Raw genomic sequence first — 20,039 nt, forward strand, 5'->3', positions numbered from 1 at the left:
CCCTCTCCCCTCTCGACGCGGAAAACCGCGGATTGTGCGGATTAATTCTCGCCGACAAAAGCATCGCCGCTGAAAAAACCCACATCGCCATGCGACAATGCCGCCCACGACCCGCCCTGCCAGGAGGCTGCCATGCCCCGCCACCGCGAACTGAAGATCACCTTGAAACCCGTGCAGTTGATCCTGTGCGTGGCCCTGGGCCTGTGGCTTGGCGCCGTGGCAATCGCCCTGAGCCTGTGGCTGGCCTGGCGCCAATGGCCGCAGCAGGTGGAGCCAGTGGCCCAGGCCATCGCCCCGGCAGTGCTGGCACCCACCCCGCCCCCTGCGCCACCGGCCGATGCCCAGGCCGAAATGTTCGAGCGCTACAAGGACATCCTGCACAAACAGGAAGCCCAGCAGGCCGCCGAGGCCGCCCAAGGCAACATGCGCAACCTGAACAACCCCAAGTGCCAGTTCTGGCTGCAGCAAAACCGCACCGCGCCGACCGACAAGAGCCAGGCCAACGTGCTGGAGTTCTGCTACTGATCATGAACAAGGCCACCCTGCTCGCGCGTATCGTCGCCACCCTCGAACACGACATGGAGGTGCTGCGCCGCGCCGCCCAGACCGCCTACGAGGCCGCCATCGCCGAAGAAAACATCGCCGAGAACAAATACGACACCCTGGGGCTGGAAGCCTCGTACCTGGCCACCGGCCAGGCGCGGCGCACGGCCGAGATCCGCCAGGCGCTGCAGACCTACCAGCAGTTGCTGTTGCGCGACTACGACCCGGCGCGAGGGGTGCAGGTCAGCAACCTGGTGACGCTGGAGGATGAGGACGGTGTGCAGCGCTTGCTGTTCCTCGGGCCGGAGGCAGCGGGGCTGAAGATTGGCGAGGGAGAGGAACTAGTAACAGTGATCACGCCGCGTTCGCCGTTGGGCCAGCAACTGGTCGGCAAGCGTGTGGATGACGAAGTAAGCCTCGTGGTAGCCGGAGCGGCGCGGGGCCAAGTCATTGTCGAGGTTGTCTAGACGGGCCCATCACTGCTGTAGAAGCGGGCTTGCCCCGCGATAGGGCCGGCACGGCCTACCCCTCCTCCAGCGCATTGAACCGCCGCGCCAACCCCTGCTCGGCGAAGCGCTCCGCCACATAATCGATGAACGCCCGGGTCTTGCCCGGCAGCAGCTTGTGCTCGGCGTAATACAGGCTGATGTTGCCATCGTCCACGTACCAGTCCGGCAACACCCGCTGCAAACACCCAGAAGCGAAGCAAGGCACGGCGAACGGCAAGCTCACCAGAGCGATCCCCAACCCTTGCTCTGCCACCGCGCAGGCGGCGTCCGAATCGCTCATGGTCATGCCCTGACGCAACGCCAAAGGGCGCTGCTCGTGCCAACGACTGGTCAGCGGCCAGGAGCGCACACGGCCCGTTTGCGGTGAACGGATCAGGATGCCGTCATGCCGCTGCAGGTCCTCCGGCACCATGATCGGCGCATGTCGCGCCAGGTATTCGGGCGCGGCCACCAGCACCCGGTGTGCCGGCGCCAAGCGCCGCGCCACGACCCCCAGCGGCAGGTCGAAGCCACCACCGATAGCCGCGTCGAACCCCTGGCCGATCAGGTCCACCTGGCGATTGTCGAAATGCCAGTCCGGGATGATCGCCGGGTAACGCCGCAAGAACTCGCCCAACAGCGGCAACACATACAGACGCCCGAACACCGTGCCCATGCTCACCCGCAGCACCCCGGCCGGTTGGCCTTCGCTGCTGGCGAGGTTGGCCACCGCATGCTGGATGGTGCGAAAGCTGTCGCTGACCTCGCCGAGAAAGCGCTGCCCCGCCTCGGTCAAGGTCAGCTTGCGCGTGCTGCGCTGGAACAAGCGCACGCCCAGGCGTGCTTCGAGTTGGGCAACGTTCTTGCCCACCGCCGCCGGGGTCAGGGACAAGCGCCGTGCCGCTTCGGCGAAACTGCCGACCTCGGCGCTGCGGATGAAGCATTCGAGGCTACTGAAGGACTCCATGATCGATTCCCAACTAAAAGTTCACTCTGATGATAGCGATTGCCATCTTATCAGCACCTAATTACGAGTCGATACTGGGCGCATCCAAGGCATTCGGCCTTGCCCTTTTCAGGAGAGCAACATGTCCCAGCACTCGAGCCTCGAAGGCAAAGTCGCCCTGGTCCAGGGTGGTTCGCGCGGCATCGGCGCCGCCATCGTCCGGCGCCTGGCCCGTGACGGCGCGCAGGTGGCCTTCACCTACGTCAGCTCCGCCGCCCCCGCCGAGGCCCTGGCCGCTGACATCAACGCCAGCGGCGGTCGCGCCCTGGCCTTGCGCGCCGACAGCGCCGACGCCAGCGCCGTGCAGCAGGCGGTGGAAGATACCGTGAAGGCGTTCGGTCGCCTCGACATCCTGGTCAACAACGCCGGCGTGCTGGCGGTGGCACCGGTGGCCGAATTCGACCTGGGCGACTTCGACCGCCTGCTGGCAGTGAACGTGCGCAGCGTGTTCGTCGCCAGCCAGGCCGCGGCCCGGCACATGGGCCAGGGTGGACGGATCATCAACATCGGCAGCACCAACGCCGAGCGCATGCCGTTCGCCGGTGGCGCGCCCTACGCCATGAGCAAGTCGGCGTTGGTCGGCCTGACCCGCGGCATGGCCCGTGACCTCGGCCCGCAGGGCATCACCGTCAACAACGTGCAGCCTGGGCCGGTGGACACCGACATGAACCCGGCCAGCGGCGAGTTCGCCGACAGCCTGATCCCCTTGATGGCCATCGGGCGCTATGGGCACCCCGACGAGATCGCCAGTTTCGTCGCCTACCTGGCAGGGCCCGAGGCGGGTTACATCACTGGGGCGAGCCTGACGGCCGATGGTGGGTTCGCGGCGTGATCGTTTGACGCTGCTCATCGCGGCACGCCTGCGCCTACCGGGACAATACCCTCCCTGTAGGCGCAGGCCCCTGTCGTTGGCCAGCCCCAGCACTGGCAACCCAAGCCACTCTTGTCGATACTCCCCGCTTAACCTGCCGCCCGAGACCCCGCATGCACAGCCCTGCCCTGAGCCGCGCCCTGATCCTGCTGATGGCCACCGCCACCGGCCTGGCCGTGGCCAGCAACTACTACGCCCAACCCCTGCTGCACAGCATCGCCGAGCAGTTCGGGCTGGGCACCGCCAGCGCCGGCACCATCGTCATCGCCGCCCAGCTCAGCTACGGCGCCGGCCTGCTCCTGCTGGCACCGCTGGGCGATTTGTTCGAGCAGCGGCGGCTGATCGTCACCATGGTCGTCATTGCCACGGTGGGCCTGGTGATCAGCGCCTGTTCGCCTAGCCTGCCTTGGCTGCTGCTGGGCACTACGCTGACCGGGCTGTTCTCGGTGGTGGCCCAGGTATTGGTGCCGATGGCGGCCGCACTCAGCGCCCCGGAGCAGCGTGGCCGGGTGGTGGGTACGCTGATGAGTGGGTTGCTCCTGGGCATTCTCCTGGCGCGCACCGCCGCTGGCCTGATGGCTGAACTGGGCGGCTGGCGCGCCATCTACGTACTGGCCGCAGTACTGATGGCGGCAAGCGCCATCGCTTTGTACCGCAGCCTGCCCCAGCACCGCAGCCATGCCGGGCTCAAGTACCCGGCGCTGATCGGCTCGGTGTTCCGCCTGTTCGTCGAAGAGCCGGAGCTGCGCCTGCGTTCGCTGCTGGGGCTGCTGGCGTTCTGCTTGTTCGCGCTGTTCTGGACGCCGCTGGCATTCCTGCTGGCCGATGAGCCTTACCACTACCCAGACGCGGTGATCGGCCTGTTCGGCCTGGCGGGGGCGGCAGGGGCGCTGTCGGCCAACTGGGCCGGGCGCTTGGCCGACCGTGGCGCGGGGGCGTTGGGCACCACGGTCGGGCTGGCGGCGCTGCTGCTGTCGTGGTTGCCGTTGGCGTTTGCGCGGGAGTCGTTGCTGGCGTTGCTGCTGGGGGTGCTGTTGCTGGACCTGGCCGTGCAGTTGGTGCACGTGAGCAACCAGAATGCGGTGATCGGGCTGCGGCCAGAGGCGCGCACGCGGCTGAATGCGGGGTACATCACCTGTTATTTCATTGGCGGGGCACTGGGGTCGTTGCTGGGGACGCAGTTGTTCCAACGGTTCGGCTGGATGGGCATCGTTGCGGCTGGGGTTGTGATCGGTGCGGTCGCCCTGGCGGTTTGGGGTATGTCGACGCGTGGTCGGTCTCGGGTTGCCTGAGGTGCAGCGGGAGGATGATCTGGCGCTATCGCGGGCTTGCCCCGCGATAGCGCTGGCACTGGCTACGGCCCGTTCGACACGAACGCCTCATCCACCCGCGCCAACTGCTCCTCGCTCAGCGTCCCCGCCTGGTAATGCAGCTTGATCCACGCCAGCAGGTAGTCATACCGCGCCTGCGCCAGGTCGCGCCGAGTGGTGGCCAACTGCTGTTCGGCATTGAGCACATCCAGGTTGACCCGCTCGCCACCCTGCACGCTCTTGCGCGTCGACACCACCAGCGCCTCGGCGGCTTGCAATGCCCGTTCGTAGGCCCGCAGCCGACTGGCGCCGGACTGGCAGGCGTTGTACTGCTTGCGCAGCTCGATCAAGGTGCCGCGGGTGCTGCCATCGAGTTCGTACTCGGCCTGTTCCACACGCCGACTGGCCTGACGCGTCGAGGCCAATACCCCGCCACCGGCGAACAGCGGCAGGCTCACCTCGATACCCACGGTGTTGGTGTCGTAGCGCTGGTTGTAGGTGTTTCCGCTGTCCGACTCCTGCCGCCGCGAGGTGGCGAACGCCGTGACCTTGGGCAAATGCCCGGCGCGATTGCGCTCGACCTCGTAGCGCGCCACCTCCAGCGCATGGCGCTGCGAGCCGAGTAGCGGGTTGCTGGCCAACGCCAGTGACTGCCAGGCCTCGTAGCCGCTGGGGGTCACCACCGGCAAGGCGAAGCCAACGCGCAGCGGCGCCAGTTCCTCCACCCGCACCGCCGGCTCGCCGATCAGCGCGCCCAGCTCGCGCAGGGCTGCATCCTGGTCGTTACGCGCCTGGATCTCTTCGGCATCGGCCAGCTCGTAACGTGCCTGGGCTTCGAGGATGTCAGTGCGGGTGCCCTCCCCAGCCTGGTACAACCGCTCGTTCTGCTGGAACTGCTGGCGGTAGGCTTGCTTGCTGGCAACGCTGATGGCGATCTGATCCTGGGCGAACAGCGCCTGGGTGTAGCTGGTCATGACCCGCACCAGCAACTGCTGGCTCTGGTCGCGGAAGCTCTCGTCGGCGAACAGGGCCTGGGCCACGCCCTTGCAGGTGGCCTTGGAATCGTTGCGCCCCTTGCTGTAGCTGTAGGAAAGATTTGGCAACAGGCCGGCGCGACCGATGGCGCGGTATTCCTGACCCGCCTCGCGCGCCTTGAACGCGGCAAGGTAGGTCGGGTCGCGGCGCAGGGCCTGCTCGTAGACCTGGAACGGCCCCATGGCCGCCTGGGCAAGCCCTGGCGCCAGGGCACAGGCGGCCAGCAGGCCGATCAGTGAAGCGTTCATCGCAGCCGGTCCTTATTGTTCGGTCAAGGCAGTGCCCGCGCGGTCGAGCAGGGGCTTGAACAGGTAGTTGAGCAGCGAGCGCTCGCCCCATCAGGATGGACCCGGCAATCATCATGCCCGGGGTCATCCGCCCTTCGATCACCAGCAGCGCACCTAAGCCCAACACCAGCGATTGCAGGCACAGCCGCAGGGCCTTGCTGGTAGCGGTGATCACGGCCGAGGTGTCGCTGGCCTGGTTCTGCAGATCGAGAAAGCGCCCGTGCAGGGCGAACCAGCGCTGGCGCAAGGCGCCGAGCATGCCCATGGCCTGGATGCTCTCGGCATTGCGCAGTTGGCTGCCAGCCAGGGCGCTGGACTGTTGCTGCAGGGCGCAGGCCTCGGCCATCGGCTTATGGGTCAGCCGTTCATTGAGCAGCGCCAGCAGCACCAGCAACAGCGCGCCGGCGCAGGCAAGCACGCCGAGCCAGACGTTGAACAGGAAAATCACCGCCAGGTACACCGGGAACCATGGCGCGTCGAAGAAGGCGAACAGTGCAGGTCCGGTGACGAATTGGCGCACCTGGGTCAGGTCGTTCAAGGCCTGCCCGGCGGCGCCGTCGCCCTGGCGTAAGTTGCGCTCGAAGGCCGCGCGATACACCTTGAGGTTAAAACTTTTTTCCAATTGGCTGCCCACGCGGATAACGATGAAACTGCGCACGGCTTCGAGCACGCCAATATAAGCAAAGCAGCCCACCACCATCAGCGTGAGCATCCACAAGGTGGTTTCATTCTGCGAAGTCAGCACACGGTCGTACACTTGCAGCATATAAATAGAAGGGACCAACATCAGGATATTGATCAGCGCGGTAAAACACCCCACGCTGATCAACGGCGATTTGAATTCGCCGAGTGCCACCCACAAGGGCGCCCCGGGCGTATGGCTCGGTTGTTTCATGTTTTACCCTGGTTGCCGTTATAACTTGGCGGTTGGCTTATTTGCCCTGGCGTTCAAGCACAAGTTGCCGGCCCTCGGCCGACGTCCAGGTATAACGTTGCCCTCCCTCGCGGCTGAAGTGCACCCCCGTGGCGCCGTCTGCGGCCACCAGCGCCAGGGTGTCGGGGGTCACCAACCAGGACCCCGGGCGCAGGCCCAGCAGGCGCTCGGCACACACCAGGTCACCGTGCACGGCGCCTTCGCTGGCGGCCAGGCGCAGGGCACAGCCGTCGGCCGCCTGCGATTGCGGGTAAAGCCGCCAGTCGCCGGCCAGTTGCGCGGCGTTGGGGAGTAGCAGGCTGCTCGCCATACCTACCTCGGTCATCGACATCAGGGGAATCGCGCCCAGCGCGATCATTCGCTTGATTGCTCGCATCCATCCACCTCGCGGGGCAAGGGGTGGCCCGCAGGCCACCCCCGCGCCATCAGACCACGATATCCGAGGCGACGGCCTGGCCCACGGTGTCCACCAGGAAGTCAGCCAGGCTGCTACCGGTGAAATCGATGGCCAGGCTGCCCAGGTTGGTGGCCTGGTCGTAGCTGAGGATCGCCTCGCCGGCATGCCCGGTAAAGGCGTCGACGAACTGCAACGGCAACGTGTGCTGGGCGAACGCGGCAATGCCCGACAGGTCGATCTTGTCCTGACCGCTGACGAAATCCATGATCCGATCCGACGCCTTGGCCATGGAGTCGCTGACGGCAGCGAACACGAAGGTGTCCGCGCCGCTGCCACCCCACAGGGTATCGGCCCCGCCACCGCCATAGACGATGTCGTTGCCGGCCCCGCCCTTGAGCACGTTGGCCAGCGCGTTGCCGATCAGCAGGTCGTTCCCTGCCCCACCGAAGGCGTTCTCGACAGTGACGCCCTTGGCGATGGAGACGTTGCCCAGCATGCCGCCAACGTCGGAGAACGAGGCTTCGTTGAGGTTGATCTTCTGGTTCTGGGTGAACCCGGAGAAGTCCAGGGTATCGTTGCCGCCGCCATCCCACACCGAGAACACGACTTTCGACGCGGACGAGGTGGCCGAATAGAAGTCGCGGTCAGCGGTGGAGTTGAAGCCGTACACGGTGTCGCCGGAACGCGTGGCGTAGTTCGCGCCATAGAGCTTCTGCAGCGCCGCGATGTCGTCCATCAGCGGGGCCGAGGCGTAGTACTGCCCGCCACCCTTGACGAAGCTCTGCGCGGTGTTGCTTTCGCTCCAGTAGCTCATGACGCTGTAGCCACGGGTGTCCTGGGCATACGAAGCGTCACGGTAGCTCGGGTTGCCTTGCCCGGCGTTGTAGTCGCCGGGGTGGGACAGGCCGAGCACGTGGCCGATCTCGTGGGTCAGGGTCTGGCGGCCGTAGTTGCCGGTGTCCGGGGTGACGTTGACCTGGTAGCCGCTGTTGATCAGGTACCAGGATTCGCCCTTGTGCGAGCCCGGCTGGTCGAACGGCAGGTAGGCGAACGCCGCGCCGCCGTCGTTGGCGCTGTAGTTGCCGAAGGTCATGTGACCGTCGCCACCCGACGCCGCTTCCGTGAAGGTCACCTTGGCCACGTCGGCCCACGATTGCATGGCGAGTTTCGCCTGTGCCTTCTGCTGGGCGCTGAACGGGCTGAAAGTGCCCAGCTCGCGGCTGTAGAAGTCCGAAGGCGCAAAAAAGCAATGGATGTCAGACGGAAACCCGCCAACTTCGGCGAGGCTTCCAGTCACTCGCCCTTTTGAGGCGCAAAAAAACCGACACATTCTGAAACTTGTTGTCCAGTTATTTTTGGCGGCCATTCACTGAACTGAAAAGTGCCAAAGCACCCAGTGCATTTGCGCAAACTGTGAGGAATCAGTTTTAACCGAGGGTTACCCACAACGCCAATAATGACGCGCACGTTTATTATTCACCGCACGGAAGTTTAATTATAAAAACGCGACTTCAAATTAGTGATCGGCCAGTCTGTTTCGTTAATGTTTTTTTTGCCGCGCGACAAACTACCGCATGACCCTCCGTCGCCTGCACGTTGACTTGCCTGCGGCGGCGGCGCTCAGTAGGCGTTGGCTACAGCCCTCCCACTGACAGGACGACACGATGACAAGACTCACGGTGCAATCCGGCGATTTCTTGCAAGGTGAAGGCGAGTATCGCAACGGAGCGCTCACGCTCAAGACCCCACGCAGCCCCTCGCCCGGCGAACGGATTTCCCTGGCGCGGATCAAGGATCTGAAACTGGCCAGCCTGGAATCCAGCCGCAATCTGGGCAGCACCCTCGGCTGGGGCGTCGCCGGCGCCCTGGTGGCCGGCCCGGTGGGCCTGCTGGCAGGGTTATGGCTCGGCGGCAAGGAAGAGGAAGCCACCTTCCTCGTCACTTTCAAGGACGGACGCAAACTCATGGCCATCACCGACGGCAAGACCTGGTCGAAGATCGACGACACCTGGCGCAAGCAGCAACGCCCAACCCCGCATTGAGCGTGAGCTGAACAGCTCGCCGCGATACCCTGGCGGCCTCATCGCCGGGCAAGCCCGCTCCTACGAGGACCGCGCCGTCCTCCTGGAGCGGGCTCGCCCCGCGATGAGGCCAGCACACTGGCACATCCCCTCGCCCACCCGCGCCTGCTAACATGGCGCCCCTTTGCCCGGCCGGTGCAACGCCGCCGAGCCCCGCCCCTGCGCGCCCGTCCTTCAAGGAGCCCCCCGCATGACCCCGCTTCGCCCCCGCCTGCCCCTCGGCCTGCTTGGCCTGGGCCTTGCCCTGCACGGCAGCCACGCCTTGGCCGCCGACAGCGTGACCCTGGCCCCGGTGCAGGTCACCGAACGCTACGGCGACAACGGCTACCAGGCCCGCGAAGCGCAGGTCGGGGGCTTTCAGCCCGCGCCACTGCTCGATACCCCGGCGTCGATCAGCGTGTTCAACCGCGCACTGCTGGATGACCGCCAGGTGCGCAACCTCAGCGAAGTGCTGCAAAGCGACGCCTCGGTCGGCGAAAGCTACGCGCCCATCGGCTACTACGAGAACTTCAACGTGCGCGGCTTCGAGCTGAACGCCGCCAGCAGCTACCGGATCAATGGCCAGACCATCGCCGGCGAGCAGAACGTGGCCCTGGAGAACAAGCAGCAGGTCGAGTTGCTCAAGGGGCTGTCCGGCCTGCAAAGCGGCGTGTCGGCGCCGGGCGGGCTGGTCAACTACGTGACCAAGCGTACCGAGGACGTGCGCAGCGTCACCCTCGCCAGCAACGAGCACGGCGAACGCTACCTGGCCACCGACCTCGGCGGCTGGTTCGGCAGCGAGCGCCAGTTCGGCCTGCGGGCCAACCTTGCCCATGAAGACATCCGCAGCTACGTCGACCACGCCGACGGCAAGCGCGACTTCGCCTCACTGGCCTTCGACTGGCAGATCAGCCCCGACGCCACCCTGCAACTGGACGCCGAGTACCAGCACCGCGAGCAACGCTCGGTGCCGGGCTACCAGTTGCTCGGCGGCAGCCAGCTGCCGCACGGCATCGACCCGCACGACCGCCTGGCCTACCAGCACTGGGCCAAACCCGTGCAGAACGATTCGCTGAACCTCGGCGGGCACTTCACATACCGCTTCAGCGACACGTGGCAGGGCACCCTCAGCGCCTCGCGCAGCAAGGTGGTGATCGACGACTACAGTTCGTTCGCCTGGGGCTCCAGCGAGGGCGCGTTCTTCGGCAGCAACGGCGACTACGACATCTACGACTTCCGCAGCCCCGACGACACCCGGCGCATCGACGAGGCCCAGGCCACCCTCGACGGGCGCTTCGACGCCTTGGGCGTGGGCCATGAGCTGACCGTCGGCACCAGCGCCCAGCGCCGCACCCTCGACCAGCGGCCCTATTACAACGAGTGGCTCGATACCGGCAACATCTACACCGGCGCCCCGGCGCTGGAGCCGTCCGACAAACCCGTCGGCGCCAGCGAGAAACGCCTGGACAGCCGCCAGTACGGCCTGTTCGCAAGCGACCGCATCAGCTTCAACGAACAGTGGCAGACCGTGCTTGGCGCCCGCGAAGTGCGCCTGGACGAAAAGACCTGGGACGAGACCGGCGCGGCTGGCCGCCACACTCGGCAATACCAGTTGCTGCCCAACGCCGCCTTGATCTACAAGCCACGGCCGGACACCACCCTGTACGCCAGCTATGCCAAAGGCCTGTCGTCCGGCGGCACCGCGCCGTGGTTTGCCAGCAATGCCGCCGAGATCCTTTCTCCAACCCTGTCGCGCCAGCTGGAAGTCGGCATCAAGCGTGATTGGCGGGGCATGAGCCTGAGCGCGGCGCTGTTCCAGATTCGCCAGGCCTACCAATACGCCCGCCCCGAGGGCGACGGCAACTTCACCTACGTGCAGCAGGGCCAGCAGAAGAACACCGGCCTGGAACTCGGCGCCAGCGGCTGGGTGACCTCGAAGTTGCAGGTACAGGCCAGCGCCGCGGCGATCCGCGCCCGGGTGCAGGGCAGCGGCACCGAGGCCTACGAAGGCCACCAGGCGATCAACGTGCCGCGCCTGCGTGCGGCGTTGCAGGCCGAATACAGCCTGCCGCTGCCGGGGCTGGCGTTACTCGGCGGGGCGCGCTACAACGCCAGCAAGTCTGCGAGCCAGGCGGGCAACGTCGAGGTGGGCGGGTACACGGTGTTCGATATCGGCAGCCGCTACCGCACGCGCATCGGCGGGTATGACACGGTGCTGAGGCTGAGCGTGGACAACCTCTTCGACAAGCGTTACTGGCGCGACGTGGGGGATTACCTGGGGGACAACTACCTGTTCCAGGGGGCGCCGCGTACCGCTCGGCTGTCGGCTTCGGTCAGTTTCTGAGGACGCCTCGCGGGGCACAGCGCGCTCCTTGCAGGAGCAGGCTTGCCCCGCGCTAGGGCCATCACTGTCCGCGCAAAAAACCCAGAAAACAAAAAACCCCTGAACCTTTCGATTCAGGGGTTTCTTGCGGAATGTGGCGGTGAAGAAGGGATTTGAACCCTTGATACGATTTCTCGTATACACACTTTCCAGGCGTGCTCCTTCGACCACTCGGACACTTCACCGGATCTCTTCAAGCAGTTCAGCCTGTCGAGGCGCGCTAATTTAGTAGAAGACCTATTCTTTGGCAAGCATTTTTTTCAGAATTTTCATGCGCTTAAGCCCCTGAACGGAAATGCCCCAGGCGCCAGGGCGATGCTGCCAATCCACACTGCGCTTTTTCCACGGCCAGCGCCCTGCCCCGCCCGCGCAAGGCCGCGGCCCGATTCACTGACCAGCCGGTCAGCCTTGGCGCTTTACCTGGCCGGCGGCGCTGGGTAACGTCGTCGCCACGCCACCTAAAGGACTCTGTCATGAGCGAGCTGATTACCTACCACGCCGAAGACGGCATCGCCACCCTGACCCTGAACAACGGCAAGGTCAACGCCATCTCCCCGGACGTCATCACCGCCTTCAACGCCGCGCTGGACCGGGCCGTTGAAGAGCGTGCGGTGGTGATCATCACCGGCCAGCCTGGCATTCTCTCCGGCGGCTACGACCTCAAGGTGATGACCAGCGGCCCCAAGGAAGCCGTCGGCCTGGTCACCGCCGGCTCCACCCTGGCACGGCGCCTGCTCTCGCACCCGTTCCCGGTGATCGTCGCCTGCCCTGGCAACGCCGTGGCCAAGGGTGCCTTCCTGTTGCTGTCGGCCGACTACCGCATCGGCGTCGAAGGCCCCTACAAGATCTGCCTGAACGAAGTGCAGATCGGCATGACCATGCACCACGCCGGCATCGAACTGGCGCGCGACCGCCTGGGCCGCGCGGCCTTCCAGCGCTCGGTGAACAATGCCGAGGTGTTTGACCCACAGGGCGCGCTGGGCGCGGGCTTCCTCGACCAGGTGGTGCCGGCCGAGCAATTGCTGGACACCGCCCTGGCCGCCGCGCGTGAGCTGAAGAAGCTGAACATGCTGGCGCACAAGAACACCAAGCTGAAGGTGCGCAAGGGGCTGCTGGACGCACTGGACGAGGCGATTCTGCTGGACCAGAACCACATGGGTTGAACACCCCTCGCGGGGCGATCCGACTTGCCCCGCGAGAGGGCCCTCCCAGACACACCAACCGTTTGCCCAGGCCAGTGCACAGTCGTACACTGCCCCGCGACTGTCTGGTGTGAGCCCCATCATGCTCTATTCGCTTCGCATGCTCCTGCTGGCCCTGCACTTCCTGCTGGTGGGAGCGCTCGGCCTGGTCATCGGCCTGTGCCGCCCGTTCAACCCCGATAATAGCCGCCTGTTCGCCCGCCTCTACAGCGTACCGGCCACCTGGCTGCTGCGCCTGCGGGTCAAGGCAGAGGTCGGCCCCTTGTGGGACCAGCCGCCCGGCTGCGTGATCGTCGCCAACCACCAATCGAATTTCGATCTGTTCATCCTCGGTCGCGTGGTGCCGCAACGCACCGTGGCCATTGGCAAGAAAAGCCTGGGCTGGATCCCACTGTTCGGTCAGCTGTTCTGGCTCGGCGGCAACGTGCTGGTCGACCGCAAGAACGCCTACCAGGCGCGCAAGGCCCTGCAGGTGACCACGCGCATCCTGCGCGACGACACCTCGATCTGGATCTTCCCCGAGGGCACGCGCAACCCCGGTGAGCAGTTGCTTTCGTTCAAGAAAGGCGCGTTCCACATGGCGGTCGAGGCCGGCGTGCCGATCGTGCCGGTGTGCGTCAGCCGCTACACCCAGCGCCTGGGCCTGAACAGCTGGCGCCAGCGCACGGTGATCGTCCGCTCGCTGCCGCCAATCGCCACCCGCGGCCTCGGCCAGCAGGACCTGCCGGCGCTGATCGAACAATGCCGCACGCAGATGCAGCAGTGCATCGACCGCATGGACAGCGAGCTGCCCCGGCACTGACCGGCAACGGTTGCCCTAATGCCGCGCACGGCCCAAGCTGTCTGCCATGTCTAACCGAATAAGCAGGCAACCATGGGTCGAGTCGTCGCAGCGGCGGTGTACAGCGCCGGCAGGAAGGTCACCAACATCAGCCTCGACGAAGGCAGCGAATGGGCACGCAAGCCCGGGCACTTCGTGTGGATCGGCCTCGAAGAGCCCAACGCTCAGGAGCTGGCCAACCTGCAACGGCAGTTCGGGTTGCATGAACTGGCGATCGAGGACGCCCTGGAGAAACACAGCCGGCCCAAGCTGGAAACCTTTGGCGACGCGCTGTTCATCGTGACCTACTCGCCGGTGCGCCACGAAGGCCGGCTGGAGTTCATCGAGACCCACATCTTCGCCGGCAACGGCTACATCATCACCTGCCGTAACGGCCACTCGAAGTCCTACGCCCTGGTGCGCCAACGCTGCGAGGCGCGGCCGCTGCTGCTCGAGCACGGCGAGGACTTCGTGCTCTATGCCCTGCTCGACTTCGTCACCGAGAACTACCAGCCGGTCAGCGAAGCGATCCATGGCGAGATCGAGGAGTTGGAGCAGAGCGTGCTCAGCGGCTCGCTGCGCGAAGATGACATCCGCCGCCTGCACAGCCTGCGCCGCGACATCCTGCGGCTGCGCCGCTACGTGGCGCCGATGGTGGAGATCGGTGAGGAGTTGCAGCGCTTGAGCTTTCCATTCATCGACAAGAACATGCGCCCGTACTTTCGCGACGTGCAGATCCACGTCACGCGGCAGATGGAGGACCTGGCGGGGATTCGTGACATCGCCAGCCAGACCATCGAGATCGGCATGCTGCTGGAGTCGTCACGGCAAAGCATCGTGCAGCGCAAGTTCGCCGCCTGGGCGGCGATTCTGGCCTTCCCCACGGCGATTGCCGGGATCTACGGGATGAATTTCCAGAACATGCCGGAGCTGAGCTGGCACTACGGCTATTTCGTGGTGCTGGGGGTGATCGTGGCAGGGTGTGGCGGGTTGTTCGCCAGCTTCAAGCGGTCGGGGTGGTTGTAGCGAAAAGCATCGCGGGGCAAGCCCGCTCTCCCAAGGAACGACGCAGTCCTTGTGAGAGAGGGCTTGCCCCGCGAGAGGGACGTTAAGATCAGGCCAGGTTTTGCTTGCCTTTGTCCGAATGCCCGACAAAGCGCATCATCCACTCCCCGACCAGGTCCCCCTGGTGCTCATCGACGAGGCTGGCGACCGCCTTCTGGTACACCTCCTCCCCCAGCCGATCCTGGCGCGCATCGAGCAGCGCACGGGAATAGTCATGGACGAACTCCGGGTGCCCCTGGAAACACAGCACCTGGTCGCGCACGTGGTATGCCGCGTTCGGGCAGAAGTCGCTGGAGGCGATCAGGGTCGCGCCCTCGGGCAGCGCGGTGACCTGGTCCTGGTGGCTGATCAGCATGCTCAGCTCGGTCACTTCCGGGTCCATCCAGGGGGCGTGGGCGGCCAGGCTGTAGCGGTGGATACCCAGCCCCCAGCCCTTGTCGGCACGCTCGGCCTTGCCGCCGAGCACCAGCGCCAGCAGCTGGTGGCCGAAGCACACGCCCAGCAGTTTCTCACCCCGTTCGTAGAGCTTGAGCAGGTACGCCTTGAGGGTCTGGATCCAGGGGTCGCTGCCGAACGAGTCGGCCTTGCTGCCGGTCACCAGGTAGGCGTCGAAGGTTTCCTCTTCCGCGGGATACTCGCCGTTCATCACGTTGTACACGCGAAACTCGGCGGCGATCGGCTGACGCGAGAACAGCTGCTCGAACATCCTTCCGTAGCCCTGGTACTGCGCGGTCAACTCCGGTCGCAGGACATCGGTTTCAAGGATGCAGATGCGTAACGACATAGGGATAGTCCTGAACGACATGGGTGGGAATCTGCGGTAGAGACTGCCGCGAAAGACACGTACAAGCAAGTGGTGCGCACTGACGAACGGTAGGCAGCTAGGCAATTACTCGTGGCAGCCACGCAACTGTCTAGTCAGAGCATGCCAGCGGAATGGCCACTGGCCTCATAACCACGGAGAATCGACCATGATTCGGTTAGAACAAAGGGTTCTCAAACAGCCATGACGTTCGCCCTACTGTTGGTTGTATATCCAGACACAAGCGGCAAGCAGGACGGTGGTTCACACGCCCTGCGATCGACCCGAAGCCAGACACGGAAGCCAAGGGTTATTCAGGAATAACAACAAGAAGGCGGTCCGCCATGTTCAGACAATCGAAAGTACGCCAAGCCGGCCTCATACTGTTCGCCACTACATTGCTGCTGATCCTGCCGAACCTGACGCGTTTGTTCGGCTGAAGCAGCGGTGGCATTCACCAGCGGTGCCCAGGTAACCTGCCGACCTCGACGGTTGGAGATTGCCCATGCGCCACTGCCTGACCCTGTTGCTGTCGTTGCTCAGCCTGCCCCTGGCGGCGGCGCAGTTGACCCTCGAACTCGGTGACTCGCCACGCCAGTGGCAGACCGCGCAGCTACTTGAGCACCCCCAGGCCCGCGACCTCGATATCGCGCAGGATGCGGCCTACAAACAGCCCATGCGCTACCGTGCCGTACCCTTGGCCGTGTTGCTTGAGGGCGTACGCCCGGAGGACCACCTGCAAGCAGTGGCGCTGGACGGCTTCGCCGCGGAAATGCCCGCCGCACCGCTGCTGCTGAACGGCCCTGCGCAGGCTTGGCTGGCGGTGGAAGACCCACGCCAGCCGTGGCCGCCCCTGCCCCCCGGCAAACCGGGGGCCGGGCCATTCTACCTGGTCTGGAGCAACCCGGACGCCAGCGGCATCCGCCCCGAGCAATGGCCCTACCAGCTCGCCACGATCCGCCGCCTGGCACCGGTGGCCGAGCGCTTTCCGGCACTGCTGCCGGACCCAGCGCTGACAGCCAACGACCCGGTGCGCCAGGGGTTCGCCCTGTTTCAGCAGAATTGCCTGGCGTGCCACCGGCTCAATGGCGCGGGTGATGCGCAGTTCGGGCCGGACCTGAACCGGCCCTACAACCCCACCGAGTATTTCCAACCGGCGTTCCTGCGCCGCTACATCCGTGACCCGCAGGCCCTGCGGCAATGGCCGCAGGCGCGCATGCCTGGGTTTCCCGAGAGTGTGTTGAACGAGCAGGAACTGGATGCGGTGCTGGCGTACCTGAAGCATATGGCGGGACGTAAAGCGTTGTAGCCATCGCCCTGCAGGAGCCGGCTTGCCCGCGATGGCCACGCCTCGGTCTCAGGCCGTGAGCCGCTCCTGCCGGACGCCCCACCCTTCCACTTCCCCGCCCAACGGCGAAATCACCTTCTCGAAACTTTCCTCGAACGCGCCGATCCCCCGGTGGGTGGCATACATGACCTTGCTCAGTTCCAGATGCCAGGCGCCGTCATCGCGCTCGCGCACCTGGGCGTTGATCGACTCGCCACGAAACTGCCCCGCCGCGCGGCGCGCACCGGCCTCGTCGGGAAACACCGCGTAGAACTCGATGGGATGGATGCGGGTGAAGTCGAAACCGCCTGCCTTCATCTGGCGCAGGACATTGCTGCTGATGTCGTCGTTCTGGCTGCTCATGAAACGTCCTCCTCAAACCGATGGATAGACTTTCAGTGCACTACGCACCTGCAGGCCGCTGTGAATGGCCTGGCAGTTCGAGCTGATGCGAGACGCGAAAGGAAGCGACGCCGGCCCGCAGAAGAGGCCGACGCCTTTTTGCAGCGTAGCGCCTGTGACGGCACCGCGCCAGAGGGGTTGCCGTCAGGACGCCTCGCGGATCTCGGTGATGGTCACGCCGTTCTGCTCCTTGAGCCAACGTGCCGTGGGGGCGTGGGTACGCCCCTGGAAGTCGTTCAGGTCAAGCTCGTCCATGACCGGAAACAGGTGCGAGCGTATCGCCCGCGCCGCGTCCTCCTCGCTGGGGCAGTGCTCGCTGGTGAGCAGCAGCGACATCGGCTCGCCTTTCTGGTCGGCAAAGATGACTTCCCACTCTTTCATCGATCAACCCTCGCTTGGTGCAACGTGAGTGACATCCGTACCTAGCTTGACCGTGGCAGGAAAGCGTTGTTCAGCGCGGGTGACCGGCCGAAGATGAAAAAAGCCCGCCGGTAGTGGCGGGCTCGTGCTTCAACGCATTGCGTTACTGCGGGGTGCCGTGGATCACACCGGCGGTGTTGTCCAGCAGGCTCTTGGTCGCCGTCTGGATGTACGCCTCGAGCTTCTTGAGCATTTCCGGCTGGTCGGGGCTTTCGATCAGCTCGGCCTTGAACTCACGGCCCAACTGGTAACGGTACATCCGCGGGGTCATGTCCTTGGACTCGATGAGGATCTGGTCGCCCTGCACCAGGCCGACGATCTGCTCGCTGCCCGACGGCTTGATCATGCCCACGCCCTGGTCGCCGACCGGCAGGTTGAGCAGGTCGCGTCCCCAGCACTGGTGGCGGGTTTCGCCCCCCAGTCGGCCCATGATGGTCGGCACGATGTCGACCTGGGTGCCGACGGTGTGGCTGACCGCGCCGAACTTGTCCTGAATACCGGGGGCGATCAGCAGCAGCGGCACGTTGAAGCGGCCGAGGTCCAGCTCGGTGACCTGCTGGTGGTTGCCGAAGCCGTGGTCGCCGACGATGACGAACAGGGTTTCCTTGAAGTACGGCTGCTTGCGCGCCTGCTCGAAGAACTGGCCCAAGGCCCAGTCGGAGTAGCGCATGGCAGTCAGGTGCTCGTCCAGACGCCCTTGGCCGGTCACCTTCTCCACCGGCAGGTCCTTGGGCAGGGCGTACGGGGTGTGGTTGGAGAGGGTCTGCAGCAGCGCGTAGAAAGGCTTCTTGCCGTAGTTTTTGGCCAGCTCCTCGTTGGCCCGGTTGAACATGTCCTGGTCGGAAACGCCCCAGGTCGGGTCGGAGAACACCGGGTTGACGAAGTCATTGCGGCCAATGAAGGTGGTCATGCCCTGGTTGCCGAAGAAGCCGGACTGGTTGTCCCAGGCGAAATCACCGTTGTAGACGTACACGTCGTCGTAGTCGCGGGCGCTGAGCAGCGCCGGCAGGCCAGACAGCTTGTGGCCGCCTTCGGGGGTCTGCATCAGGTATTCGAAGCCTGGCAGGTTGGGGAAGCACGCCATGGTGGCGAACATGCCCTGGTGGGTATGGGTGCCGTTGGAGAAGAAACGGTCGAACAGCAAACCTTCCTTGGCCAGCTTGTCGAAGTACGGCGTGATGTTGTTCGGGCTGCCCAGGGCGCCCACCGAGTGGCCGGCGAAGCTCTCCATGAGGATCACCACCACGTTCTTGATCGGCAGGGTGCGCTCGGCTGGCGGCGTGAAGTCACGGCGGATCGCCGCCTGGTCGGCTTCGACCAGCGTGTCGTTGGCGGTCAACAGCAAGTCGCGCACGCTCTGCTGGGCCACGCCGGTTTCCAGCACGGGCTTCCAGATGTTGGCGCGGTCTTCGCCGAAGCGGCTCTTGGCGGCGTCGATCAGGGTCAGGGTGCCGTTCAGGCCCAGCTGGTTGACGAAGTTCGAATCGGTGGTGAAGGCATCGCCCCAACGCATGGGCGGGCCCTGGCGCAGCGTGCCACGGGCGGCGACCACGGCCACCAGCAGGATCACCATGAACACCGCCAGGCGCCCGTACCACGGCGCCACGCGGCGCAAGCCGCTGATCCGGCCGGGGCCGGCATCACCGCGGGTCAGGCGGTCGATACCCTTGAACAGCAGGCTCAGCAGCCAGGTGCCGAACAGCCAGGCGAGCAGGTAGCGCACCACGGGGAACCCGTACCAGAGCATGCTCATGACGGTCTTGGGGTCTTCCTTGATGTACTGGAAGACCAGGCCGTTCAGGCGCTGGTGGAATTCGCGGTAGAAATCCAGCTCCATCAGGCCGAGGAACATCACGATGCTCGAAGCCAGGGTCAGCCACAGCCGGAAGAACCCGCGCCGCGCCATGGCCCACGGGCTGAGCAAGGCCAGCAACAGCGGGATGCTGATGTACACCACCACGCGCAGGTCGAAGCGCAGGCCGTTGAGGAAGCCTTCGGCAACGGTGGCATAGGGGGTATCGCCGATCATGTCGCTGTTGTAGACCAGCAGCGCCAGGCGCACCAGGCTGAGCATCAGCATGATCACCAGGCCGCTGAGCAGCGTGTAGGCCAGGTGCGATTTGAGGGTCGGCGCGAACGGTGCCGGCACGGCCCGTTGCTTCAAGGCATCCGTTTTAGCCATGAATGGGAGGATCCTAGGGTATCGGGTTTGCGGGAAGGCGATCTCGCCTTGCAGCCTGGGAGGCCATGGGGCGGCCTACACGATAAACGTGCGGCGCGGATTTTGGTGAAGTCAGTGTGAAAATTTTGTCACGGAGTGGCAGGTGGAGTGTCTGGGCCTGCCCTATCGCGGGGCCCGCTCCTACAGGCGCGGGGCATGCTGGCCACCGCCTCAGCCGATCCGCACATTGCCCCGCGGCCCGGCGATCGCCCAGATGATCAACCCCAGCACCGGCAGCAGCAGAATCAGCAGGATCCACAGCACCTTGATGCCGACCTCGCTGCTGCTTTTCAGCACATTGAGAATGGCCCAGATGTCCAAGGCAAGGATGATCAGCCCGACCAGGCTGTTGAATGTCGACCCCATGGGCAGGCTCCGGCTGTCTGTCGATGCTGCACAGCATAGTCGGCTATCGCCGCGATAGAAGGGAATCCTTGGCCAGCCCGGAGTGTCCCTGACTAGACTG

Annotated in this window: 18 protein-coding genes, 1 tRNA gene and 2 pseudogenes; 10 read left to right on the forward strand and 11 right to left on the reverse strand. The window is 65.1% G+C overall.

Annotated features, from left to right (window positions below):
• Positions 1 to 132 precede the first annotated feature (132 nt).
• Both P0Y43_RS18155 and P0Y43_RS18160 read left to right on the forward strand, forming a co-directional pair.
• Positions 133 to 525, forward strand: a complete 393-nt coding sequence (locus tag P0Y43_RS18155) for a hypothetical protein (RefSeq protein WP_275638635.1) — start codon at positions 133 to 135, stop codon at positions 523 to 525.
• Positions 526 to 527: 2 nt separating this feature from the next.
• Positions 528 to 1,010 carry a GreA/GreB family elongation factor gene (locus P0Y43_RS18160; RefSeq protein WP_275638636.1) on the forward strand — a complete coding sequence of 161 codons (483 nt, stop codon included), beginning with the start codon at positions 528 to 530 and terminating at the stop codon, positions 1,008 to 1,010.
• 55 nt (positions 1,011 to 1,065) lie between these two features.
• Here P0Y43_RS18160 and P0Y43_RS18165 read toward each other — a convergent pair whose 3' ends face one another.
• Positions 1,066 to 1,998: a LysR family transcriptional regulator gene (locus P0Y43_RS18165; protein ID WP_275638637.1), complete on the reverse strand. Its 933-nt coding sequence runs from the start codon at positions 1,996 to 1,998 to the stop codon at positions 1,066 to 1,068.
• Between the two features lie 121 nt (positions 1,999 to 2,119).
• On the opposite strand from P0Y43_RS18165, the gene P0Y43_RS18170 reads away from it, so the two are divergent.
• Together P0Y43_RS18170 and P0Y43_RS18175 are read left to right on the forward strand one after the other, a co-directional pair.
• Positions 2,120 to 2,869 carry a 3-oxoacyl-ACP reductase family protein gene (locus tag P0Y43_RS18170; protein WP_275638638.1) on the forward strand — a complete coding sequence of 250 codons (750 nt, stop codon included), beginning with the start codon at positions 2,120 to 2,122 and terminating at the stop codon, positions 2,867 to 2,869.
• Positions 2,870 to 3,021: 152 nt separating this feature from the next.
• A complete protein-coding gene (locus P0Y43_RS18175) occupies positions 3,022 to 4,200 on the forward strand; it encodes an MFS transporter (RefSeq protein WP_275638639.1) in 1,179 nt (392 codons plus the stop codon).
• A gap of 62 nt (positions 4,201 to 4,262) precedes the next feature.
• Here P0Y43_RS18175 and P0Y43_RS18180 read toward each other — a convergent pair whose 3' ends face one another.
• From P0Y43_RS18180 to P0Y43_RS18195, 4 genes and pseudogenes are all read right to left on the reverse strand, one after another.
• Positions 4,263 to 5,501 carry a TolC family outer membrane protein gene (locus tag P0Y43_RS18180; RefSeq protein WP_275638640.1) on the reverse strand — a complete coding sequence of 413 codons (1,239 nt, stop codon included), beginning with the start codon at positions 5,499 to 5,501 and terminating at the stop codon, positions 4,263 to 4,265.
• Between the two features lie 73 nt (positions 5,502 to 5,574).
• Positions 5,575 to 6,435, reverse strand: a pseudogene (locus P0Y43_RS18185) (ABC transporter transmembrane domain-containing protein); the annotation flags it as partial.
• Positions 6,436 to 6,472: 37 nt separating this feature from the next.
• Complete coding sequence (locus tag P0Y43_RS18190; protein ID WP_275638641.1) at positions 6,473 to 6,850, reverse strand: AprI/Inh family metalloprotease inhibitor; 378 nt, start codon at positions 6,848 to 6,850, stop codon at positions 6,473 to 6,475.
• Positions 6,851 to 6,899: 49 nt separating this feature from the next.
• A pseudogene (locus P0Y43_RS18195) lies at positions 6,900 to 8,096 on the reverse strand (serralysin family metalloprotease); the annotation flags it as partial.
• Positions 8,097 to 8,535: 439 nt separating this feature from the next.
• Between P0Y43_RS18195 and P0Y43_RS18200 the strand changes: the two are divergent.
• On the forward strand, positions 8,536 to 8,913 hold the full coding sequence (locus P0Y43_RS18200; RefSeq protein ID WP_275638642.1) for a hypothetical protein: 378 nt from the start codon (positions 8,536 to 8,538) through the stop codon (positions 8,911 to 8,913).
• Between the two features lie 229 nt (positions 8,914 to 9,142).
• Positions 9,143 to 11,275 carry a TonB-dependent siderophore receptor gene (locus tag P0Y43_RS18205; RefSeq protein ID WP_275638643.1) on the forward strand — a complete coding sequence of 711 codons (2,133 nt, stop codon included), beginning with the start codon at positions 9,143 to 9,145 and terminating at the stop codon, positions 11,273 to 11,275.
• A gap of 134 nt (positions 11,276 to 11,409) precedes the next feature.
• On the opposite strand, the gene P0Y43_RS18210 is transcribed toward P0Y43_RS18205, so the two are convergent.
• Positions 11,410 to 11,499 (reverse strand) — tRNA-Ser (locus P0Y43_RS18210).
• Positions 11,500 to 11,787: 288 nt separating this feature from the next.
• Between P0Y43_RS18210 and P0Y43_RS18215 the strand changes: the two genes are divergently transcribed.
• The 3 genes from P0Y43_RS18215 (at position 11,788) to P0Y43_RS18225 (ending at position 14,362) form a co-directional block, all read left to right on the forward strand.
• Complete coding sequence (locus P0Y43_RS18215; RefSeq protein WP_275638644.1) at positions 11,788 to 12,477, forward strand: crotonase/enoyl-CoA hydratase family protein; 690 nt, start codon at positions 11,788 to 11,790, stop codon at positions 12,475 to 12,477.
• A gap of 121 nt (positions 12,478 to 12,598) precedes the next feature.
• The gene (locus tag P0Y43_RS18220; protein WP_275638645.1) at positions 12,599 to 13,318 is read left to right on the forward strand and encodes a lysophospholipid acyltransferase family protein; all 720 of its coding nucleotides are present in this window, start codon (positions 12,599 to 12,601) and stop codon (positions 13,316 to 13,318) included.
• A gap of 72 nt (positions 13,319 to 13,390) precedes the next feature.
• Positions 13,391 to 14,362, forward strand: a complete 972-nt coding sequence (locus P0Y43_RS18225) for a magnesium and cobalt transport protein CorA (RefSeq protein ID WP_275638646.1) — start codon at positions 13,391 to 13,393, stop codon at positions 14,360 to 14,362.
• An 88-nt stretch (positions 14,363 to 14,450) separates the two neighbouring features.
• Here the strand turns inward: P0Y43_RS18225 and P0Y43_RS18230 are convergent, their stop codons facing one another.
• Positions 14,451 to 15,185, reverse strand: coding sequence for an amidotransferase (locus tag P0Y43_RS18230; protein ID WP_275638647.1), 735 nt, complete (start codon positions 15,183 to 15,185; stop codon positions 14,451 to 14,453).
• 523 nt (positions 15,186 to 15,708) lie between these two features.
• On the opposite strand from P0Y43_RS18230, the gene P0Y43_RS18235 reads away from it, so the two are divergent.
• The gene (locus tag P0Y43_RS18235) at positions 15,709 to 16,512 is read left to right on the forward strand and encodes a cytochrome c (protein ID WP_275638648.1); all 804 of its coding nucleotides are present in this window, start codon (positions 15,709 to 15,711) and stop codon (positions 16,510 to 16,512) included.
• A gap of 48 nt (positions 16,513 to 16,560) precedes the next feature.
• Here P0Y43_RS18235 and P0Y43_RS18240 read toward each other — a convergent pair whose 3' ends face one another.
• The 4 genes from P0Y43_RS18240 to P0Y43_RS18255 all read right to left on the reverse strand — a co-directional run bounded on the left by P0Y43_RS18240 (position 16,561) and on the right by P0Y43_RS18255 (position 19,939).
• The gene (locus tag P0Y43_RS18240; RefSeq protein ID WP_275638649.1) at positions 16,561 to 16,893 is read right to left on the reverse strand and encodes a ribonuclease E inhibitor RraB; all 333 of its coding nucleotides are present in this window, start codon (positions 16,891 to 16,893) and stop codon (positions 16,561 to 16,563) included.
• Positions 16,894 to 17,076: 183 nt separating this feature from the next.
• The gene (locus P0Y43_RS18245) at positions 17,077 to 17,313 is read right to left on the reverse strand and encodes a hypothetical protein (RefSeq protein WP_275638650.1); all 237 of its coding nucleotides are present in this window, start codon (positions 17,311 to 17,313) and stop codon (positions 17,077 to 17,079) included.
• A 142-nt stretch (positions 17,314 to 17,455) separates the two neighbouring features.
• Positions 17,456 to 19,534 (reverse strand): LTA synthase family protein, encoded by a 2,079-nt coding sequence (locus tag P0Y43_RS18250; RefSeq protein WP_275638651.1) that lies wholly within the window; start codon positions 19,532 to 19,534, stop codon positions 17,456 to 17,458.
• 210 nt (positions 19,535 to 19,744) lie between these two features.
• The gene (locus P0Y43_RS18255; protein ID WP_275638652.1) at positions 19,745 to 19,939 is read right to left on the reverse strand and encodes a PLDc N-terminal domain-containing protein; all 195 of its coding nucleotides are present in this window, start codon (positions 19,937 to 19,939) and stop codon (positions 19,745 to 19,747) included.
• Positions 19,940 to 20,039: the final 100 nt, after the last annotated feature.

This window comes from Pseudomonas entomophila, assembly GCF_029193575.1.
In the GTDB taxonomy this organism is placed as follows: Bacteria; Pseudomonadota; Gammaproteobacteria; order Pseudomonadales; family Pseudomonadaceae; genus Aquipseudomonas; species Aquipseudomonas entomophila_G.